6 protein-coding genes and 1 pseudogene are annotated in these 6,573 nt (G+C 65.1%); 2 read left to right on the forward strand and 5 right to left on the reverse strand.

The window, feature by feature from the left end; all coding sequences use genetic code 11:
- Both ABS88_RS22495 and ABS88_RS22500 read right to left on the reverse strand, forming a co-directional pair.
- On the reverse strand, nucleotides 1-971 hold a 971-nt coding region (locus ABS88_RS22495; RefSeq protein WP_286750638.1), incomplete at its 3' end, for an MBL fold metallo-hydrolase.
- Nucleotides 971-1,753, reverse strand: a complete 783-nt coding sequence (locus tag ABS88_RS22500) for a succinate dehydrogenase iron-sulfur subunit (RefSeq protein WP_003041149.1) — start codon at nucleotides 1,751-1,753, stop codon at nucleotides 971-973. The genes ABS88_RS22495 and ABS88_RS22500, both read right to left, overlap by 1 nt.
- A 126-nt stretch (nucleotides 1,754-1,879) precedes the next feature.
- Between ABS88_RS22500 and ABS88_RS22505 the strand changes: the two genes are divergently transcribed.
- Nucleotides 1,880-2,572, forward strand: coding sequence for an HAD-IB family phosphatase (locus tag ABS88_RS22505; RefSeq protein WP_286750639.1), 693 nt, complete (start codon nucleotides 1,880-1,882; stop codon nucleotides 2,570-2,572).
- On the opposite strand, the gene ABS88_RS22510 is transcribed toward ABS88_RS22505, so the two are convergent.
- The gene (locus ABS88_RS22510; protein ID WP_286750640.1) at nucleotides 2,569-3,735 is read right to left on the reverse strand and encodes a CDP-glycerol glycerophosphotransferase family protein; all 1,167 of its coding nucleotides are present in this window, start codon (nucleotides 3,733-3,735) and stop codon (nucleotides 2,569-2,571) included. The two genes, ABS88_RS22505 and ABS88_RS22510, sit on opposite strands and share 4 nt — an antisense overlap.
- Complete coding sequence (locus tag ABS88_RS22515; protein WP_286750641.1) at nucleotides 3,732-5,141, reverse strand: lipopolysaccharide biosynthesis protein; 1,410 nt, start codon at nucleotides 5,139-5,141, stop codon at nucleotides 3,732-3,734. The genes ABS88_RS22510 and ABS88_RS22515 overlap by 4 nt, the downstream gene beginning before the upstream one ends.
- 219 nt (nucleotides 5,142-5,360) lie before the next feature.
- Here ABS88_RS22515 and ABS88_RS22520 point away from each other — a divergent pair, with 219 nt between their 5' ends.
- Nucleotides 5,361-6,374 carry a glycosyltransferase family 2 protein gene (locus ABS88_RS22520; protein ID WP_286750642.1) on the forward strand — a complete coding sequence of 338 codons (1,014 nt, stop codon included), beginning with the start codon at nucleotides 5,361-5,363 and terminating at the stop codon, nucleotides 6,372-6,374.
- Here the strand turns inward: ABS88_RS22520 and ABS88_RS22525 are convergent.
- Nucleotides 6,371-6,573, reverse strand: a pseudogene (locus ABS88_RS22525) (nucleotidyltransferase family protein); the annotation flags it as partial. The gene ABS88_RS22520 and the pseudogene ABS88_RS22525 sit on opposite strands and share 4 nt — an antisense overlap.

The raw sequence follows: 6,573 nt of genomic DNA on the forward strand, positions 1-6,573 counted from the left end.
CATACCTTGCAATATCCGTCCAGTTTCCCCGACCGTATCCGCTCGCCATAATAATCGGCCATCGCCTTTGCGCGCGCGGCATCGCTGCCGATCCATTCGGCAGCATCCTCCGTCCAACCCGCCGAACAGCCCTCAAGCGCGCCCGATCCGCGCGCGCAAGCGATAAATCGCGTGAACGCCCCGCGCCATCGGCCGAAAGCGACGCGATCCATCGGCGATCCATGCCCCGGCACCACCTGCCGCGCGCCCGACGACGCCACCGCCCCAAGCGCACCTAGCCAGCCTTCGGGACAGGCGGTGTCGAGGAAAGGGACGGGCAGCGTGACGAGATCGCCGACAAAGGCGCGCCGCCCTTCGGGATCATAGACCCACAGGTCGCGTTCCGTCGCGGCATGCGGCGCAACGCGCAGCGACAGTCGCCGCCCGGCGAGCGTCACGTCGCGCGATGCGTCGACCGCGACATCGGGACGCAGTTCCGCCCCGCGTGCTATCGTCGCGAGATCGCCTTCGACGTCCGGAACCATTTCGGGCGGAACGAGGCCGTCGGCGAGGGCCTTGCGCGAATTCGCCGCGCTATCCTTCAGAAAGCCGTCGAGCGCGCCGTTGATCGCTGACGTCGCATAGACGCGCACGCCTGGATGCGCGGCTTTCAACGCCGGATTGCCGCTGACGTGGTCGAGATGCCAATGTGTGTTGACGATCGCGACCAGCGGCACATGCAGCGCCGCCAGTTGCGCCTCGATCCGCGCAACCTGGTCGGGGTGACGCCCCGTGTCGATGAGAAGCGCGCCGCCGGGACCGCGCAGCAGGATCGAATTGCCGTCGGGCTGGCGGCCTGCCGGGAAGCGCCCGGCAATCAGCCAAGCCTCGTCGCCCATCGCCACCGCGCCCGGCACCGCGGGCTCCTGGACGGGACTCGATGCGCAGGAGGCAAGCGCCAGCGCGACCAGCGCCGACAGCCGGCGCCGCATCAGACCTGCCGCTCGGCCTCGAGCTTCTTGATCTCGGCGATCGCGCGTGCGGGGCTCAGCCCCTTGGGGCACGCGTTGGCGCAATTCATGATCGTGTGGCAGCGATAGAGGCGGAACGGATCTTCGAGATCGTCGAGCCGTTCGCCGGTATATTCGTCGCGGCTGTCGGCGAGCCAGCGATAGGCCTGAAGCAGGATCGCGGGCCCAAGGAACTTGTCACTGTTCCACCAATAGCTGGGGCAGCTCGTCGAACAGCAGGCGCACAGGATGCACTCGTAAAGGCCGTCGAGCTTCTCGCGCTCTTCAGGCGACTGGAGCCGCTCCTTGCCGCTCGGCGTTGTCGACTTGGTCTTCAGCCACGGCTCGATTGAGGCATATTGGGCATAGAAATGGGTGAAATCGGGGACGAGGTCCTTGATGACCTCCATATGCGGCAGCGGCGTGATCTGGATGTCGCCCTTCAGATCCTCGATCGCGGTGGTGCAGGCGAGGCCATTCTTGCCGTTCATGTTCATCGAACAGCTGCCGCAAATGCCTTCGCGGCACGAACGGCGGAAGGTCAGCGTCGAATCCTGCTCGCTCTTCATCTTGATGAGGGCATCGAGCACCATCGGGCCGCATTTGTCGGTGTCGATCTCGAACGTGTCGAAATGCGGATTCTGGCCGCTGTCGGGATTGTAGCGATAGACCTTGAATTTTTTGACGTTGCTCGCGCCCTCGGCCTTGTGGACCGTGCCGCCCTTCTGGACGCGGCTGTTCTTGGGCAGACGAAATTCGGCCATATCGCGGGCTCCCTATGCAATCGCGGGCTGCGTAGCCCCATTGAACCGCCGCGACAAGAGGGTGTGCGGCGGTACACGCGCGAAAGCGGTGGCGGCACGCCAAGCGAGCGGCTAGGCCCGGCGGCGATGAGCGACGCCGCCGCCCCCTTTCGCCTTGCCGTCTATGATCTCGACCGCACCGTGCTGCGGACGCCGACGTTCACGCTCTTCCTTCTGTGGGCGGCCGCGCGCAGCGCGCCATGGCGCCTTCTGCTGGCGCCCGTTTTCCTCGGGCTGCTCGCGGGGCATGCGCTCGGCCTCTACAGCCGCGATGCGTTGAAGCCCGCGGCGATCGGATTGATGCTCGGGCGGCGGGTGCCGGCGGAGCGAATGGCGCATCTGGCTGCGGACTTTGCCGCCTGGCGCGTTCCCGCCGACGTTCAACCCGGGGCCAGAGCGGCCATCGCCCGCGACCGCGCCGCCGGCTACCATTTACTGCTGGCAACCGCGGCCCCCGAATTCTACGCCGCCGCCCTGGCCGAGGCGATGGGCTTCGATGCCTGCATCGCCACCCGGCATCGGCGCGCCGCGGACGGAAGTTGGTTCGCAGCGCTCGACGGCACCAATTGCTATGGGCCGGAAAAGGCGCGCCGCGTCGCCGAATGGCTTGCCGCCGACCCGCAACGCGCCGCGCATCATATGCGGGCCTATTCGGACCATGCGAGCGACGCGCCGCTGTTCGCGCTCGCCGACGAGGCCTTTGCGATCGGGCGTCGCGGCCGCATTGCCAAAGCGGCACGCGACAACGGCTGGACGCTGACGGATTTCGGGACGGGCTAGCGCACCTCGACGAAGGCCTCCAGCGCCGCGGCGCCGCGCGCAACCGACGTCTCGCCCGCCCGGTGGTCCATCGTGTAGGCGAACAGCCGATCCTGCTCGGCGCGGTGCAGCGCCGCACTTTCGCGCCAGTGCGGAATCCGCTCGGCAAGCTCAGCGGGGCCGTACAAGACCTCCCCGTTGCGCCAGAATTCATAGCGCTCGGCCACGCCGTCGGCGGGCTTGCCGTTCGGATCGAGAAAATAACAGGCGCCGCGGTGCAGCAGAAACTCGTAAACCTGGCTGCTCACATCGCCGATGTAGACGTCGGCCGCCATCGTGTAGCTCATGTCGAAGAGATTGGGGCCATCGACGTCGATCAGGATATTGTCTGCGGCGCGGAAGCGGTCGGCGATGTCCGGCCGGAGCTTGGCGGTCCGATATTCGAGCGAATAGTGCAGCCGCTTGCGGAACAGCATCACATGCGGCGCGACGATCAGATTATAGTCGCGATGCGCGAGGAAAAAATCCATCACCGCCTCGCCCATGCCGTACCAGGACGACAGGTGCGGATCGAAGTGCGGATTATAGAGAAAGACCGGGCGATCATTGTCGAAGAAGCGCTTGCGCACCGCCGGATCGATCGTGTCGAACTTGGGATAACCGATGACGCGGCACTGGTCGGCGGTGGTGATGCCGTGACGCACCATTTCGTCGACCAGCTTCGGTCCGCTGAGCAGCATCAGGTCGAACTGCGCGAGTTCGGGGTGATAGGCGACATTCCGGTCGCCCGATCCGTGCGGCACATAGGCAAAGCGCGGCCCCGCCGCCCCCAATCGGCGCCGGACACGCAGACAGGTGCGTTCGGTCGATACCACCAGGTCGACACTGCGGAACAGATCGAGATGCCAGTAAAGACGCGCGACGCGCAGCACCGGCGCCACCTTGTTGATCGGCGCCAGCAGCCGCTGTTGCGCCGTCGGCAGGTCGAGCATCCGCCATTCGATACGGTCGTGCGCCGCCGCCGGAATGATCTCTGCCACCTTGTGCCGGATCGCCTCGACGCCGCAGGCGACGACGACCTGAACCGTCGGCGCGTGCAGCGCGAGTTCGCCCGCTATGCCTGCGATATGCGCCGCCTGATGCGCCGCATCATGGTTGAACAGGAACAAGATACGCTTCGTCATGACGGCATCCGGCTTTCGCGAAGGATCAGGAAGCTGGCGCCGAACAGCAGCAGCAAGGTCACGGTTTCGGCCAGCACCTTGGACCAGGCGGCGCCGATCGCGCCCATCGTCGGCAGCATCAGATAAATGGCGGCGATCAGCGTGGCCGTGCCCGCCAGCCTGATACCGATGATCAGGCGCGATCGTCCGGCCGCCATCAGCATCGGTTCGCAGCTGACCGTCGCCATTTGAAGGCAGGCCGCGAGGCCGAGCACGAGCAGGAACGGATAGGCGCCCAGAAACGCCGGACCCGACATGAGCAGCAGCAGCGGCTTGCCGAGCAGCACGATCGCGGGCGCGAGCAAAAGAAACAGGCCGAGCGCGATCAGCGTCAACCGGACATAGAGCGACGCCACGCCGCGCAGCCCCTGCTTGACGTAGATATTCGTCATCTCAGTGTAACTGGCGAGGCCGATGAAGCCGGCCATGATCGTGATCGACTGGGTCAACTGATGTGCAAGGCGATAGATGCCTGCTTCGGTCGCGCCCGCGAACGAACCGACCAGCAAGACCGGCAGTTGCTGCGCCACCGTATAGGCCATGGTTCCGAAATTGGATGCGACCATCAATTCGGGAAGACCCTTGTTCTCGCGCCACACGCGCCACCAATGCCGGCCGTCGGGTCGGCCATAAGCGCGGCGGCACGACCGGTTGGCGAGCCACCAGAAGACGAGCGTGCTCGCCATCTCCGAACCCGCCCACACGATCAGGAAAATCTCGAGCGACGGGTGCGTGAAAAAGGCGACAACGGCACCCAGCGTCTTCAGCGTGGGCACCACCGCTTCGGCGAGGAAGGTTTGCGAAAATTCGGAGTGAAGCCGCAATATCCCGCGCGGCACATTGCGGATCGACAGCATGAACAGCACGACATAGGCGAACGCCGTCCAGACAAGCTCGGCCGGCATGCCAAGCAACCCTCGCCCCAGCCAGAGGATCATCGCCGCCGCGCCAATGCCGAGCAGCGCCATCGCCAGATCGACCGCGGTGCAAAAGCGGATGAGGCGCGCCAGGGCCGGATGATTGCCGCTGTGGATATGTTCCTGGCCATATTTGACCAGCACCTGCCAGATGTTGAAATTGAGGATCGCCTGCAGCACCAGCGTCGAACTGAGGATCAGGGCAAAGGAGCCATAGGCAGCCGGCCCCAGGCCGCGCGTGACGATCGCAAGGTAGAAGAGGCTGAGGATTGCGCCATAACCCTTGCCCCCGAGAATCCAGCTCAGGTGGGTCATGATGCGCCGGAAAGGCCCCTGGTCGCCCGTGTCGGCAGCCGGCGCGCCGAGGCGCCGTACCGCCGCAATACCCTTATCGATCCAGGTCCGATAGAAGAGTGGCCGGCGGTCGGCCGGGGGCGGAGCGGGTTCCATGCGCGCGGCCTATATCGCCTTTGGCGTCGTTTTCCATCCATTTGCACAGCCAAATCGACGGAAAACGACTTCCCTTTCGCTCTGCTGATCTAGTAACGCGGGACGGGGCAGAGGCGTTCGGGAATGGAAACGGGAATGCGCGTGGGTCTGTCCGCACATATCGAAGGGGGAACCGCCGGCAGTGCGGCATGAAGCGAGCGCCCGTGGCTGAGCATCCTGATCCCCGTCTATAATGTCGAGCCTTATCTGCGCGATTGCCTGGCGTCGCTGTTGCCGCAGCTCCCGCCGGTTGGGGTGGAGGTGATCCTGCTCGACGACGCTTCGACCGATGGGTCGCTCAGGCTGTGTAGCGAAATCTGCCTGCAGTCGCACCCGCAAGTCCGGCTTATGCGACATGCCAGCAACGCGGGATTGAGCGCGGCGCGCAATACGATGCTCGGCGCGGCGCGGGGCGATTATATCTGGTTCGTCGATTCCGACGATGAAGTCATGCCGGGCGCCGTGGCCCGATTGCGGTCGATACTGGATTGCAACACGCCGGACCTGCTGCTGTGCGACTTTCGAAAGCTGGACAAGAATGTGCAATCGTTCGTCGGGCCAGCCAATCTGATGTCGACAGACCGCGAGGCGCTCGTCCGCGGCATCTTCGCCAGCCGTCGGATGCACAGTTGGAGCAAGATCGCCCGCCGCGAACTGTGGAGCGACGATCTGCGCTTTCCGGTCGGACGATGCTTCGAGGACATGGCCACCACCCCGTTCCTCGCCCTGAGAGCGCGGAGCTTTTACTACTGCCCCGAACCGTGGATTCGCTATCGTGTGCGCGCGGACAGCATCACCGGGATCATGTCGCGAACCCGCGGCCGCTTCGACGATAGCAAGAATCGCGATGTCGCCACCGCGCTTACCGGCTTCGTCGCCGCCGCACGCGGGCCTTTGCCGAATTTGTCGGACGAGACCCTTTATTGCATCGCGCAATTCTGGGCCAAGGAATTTACGAAACTCTGCTGGCGCCTGCTGAGTGCCCGCTTCGGGCGGGACCGCTGGGCCGATCTTCGTGCGAAGGCCCGCGACTACCGCGGTCTCATGGAAGAGCGCGCGCCGATGCCGTTCGCCGTACTCAACCAGCTTCATCTGCGCCGGGGCAAACCGGGCCGGTGGGTCATATTGGGATTATGCCTATTCTTTTCCCGGAGCGAGACGCGCGCACGGGGTTCCCCGCCGCGATCAGCCTAGCCGCGCTGGGCCAGAATGCGTTCAATCAGCGTCACGTCCGACGGCTTGTCGGCGTCGATACAGGCTTCGGCGTCGGACATCGGCACCACGCATGCGGCGAGGCCGAAGCGGCGCCCGGCGCGGGCGACGCCGCCCTGTATCGTGAACAGTCGCAGCAATGCGCCCGCGAGCAGCCACGGTCCGAAGGCGGCAATGATCT

It is taken from the genome of Sphingopyxis sp. SCN 67-31 (genome assembly GCF_001725095.1).

Bases quoted from the DNA above. Each gene is read 5' to 3' on its own strand.
- ABS88_RS22500 (WP_003041149.1), bottom strand. From the start codon at position 1,753: ATGGCCGAATTTCGTCTGCCCAAGAACAGCCGCGTCCAGAAGGGCGGC.
- ABS88_RS22515 (WP_286750641.1), bottom strand. From the start codon at position 5,141: ATGGAACCCGCTCCGCCCCCGGCCGACCGCCGGCCACTCTTCTATCGG.
- ABS88_RS22505 (WP_286750639.1), top strand. From the start codon at position 1,880: ATGAGCGACGCCGCCGCCCCCTTTCGCCTTGCCGTCTATGATCTCGAC.
- ABS88_RS22510 (WP_286750640.1), bottom strand. From the start codon at position 3,735: ATGACGAAGCGTATCTTGTTCCTGTTCAACCATGATGCGGCGCATCAG.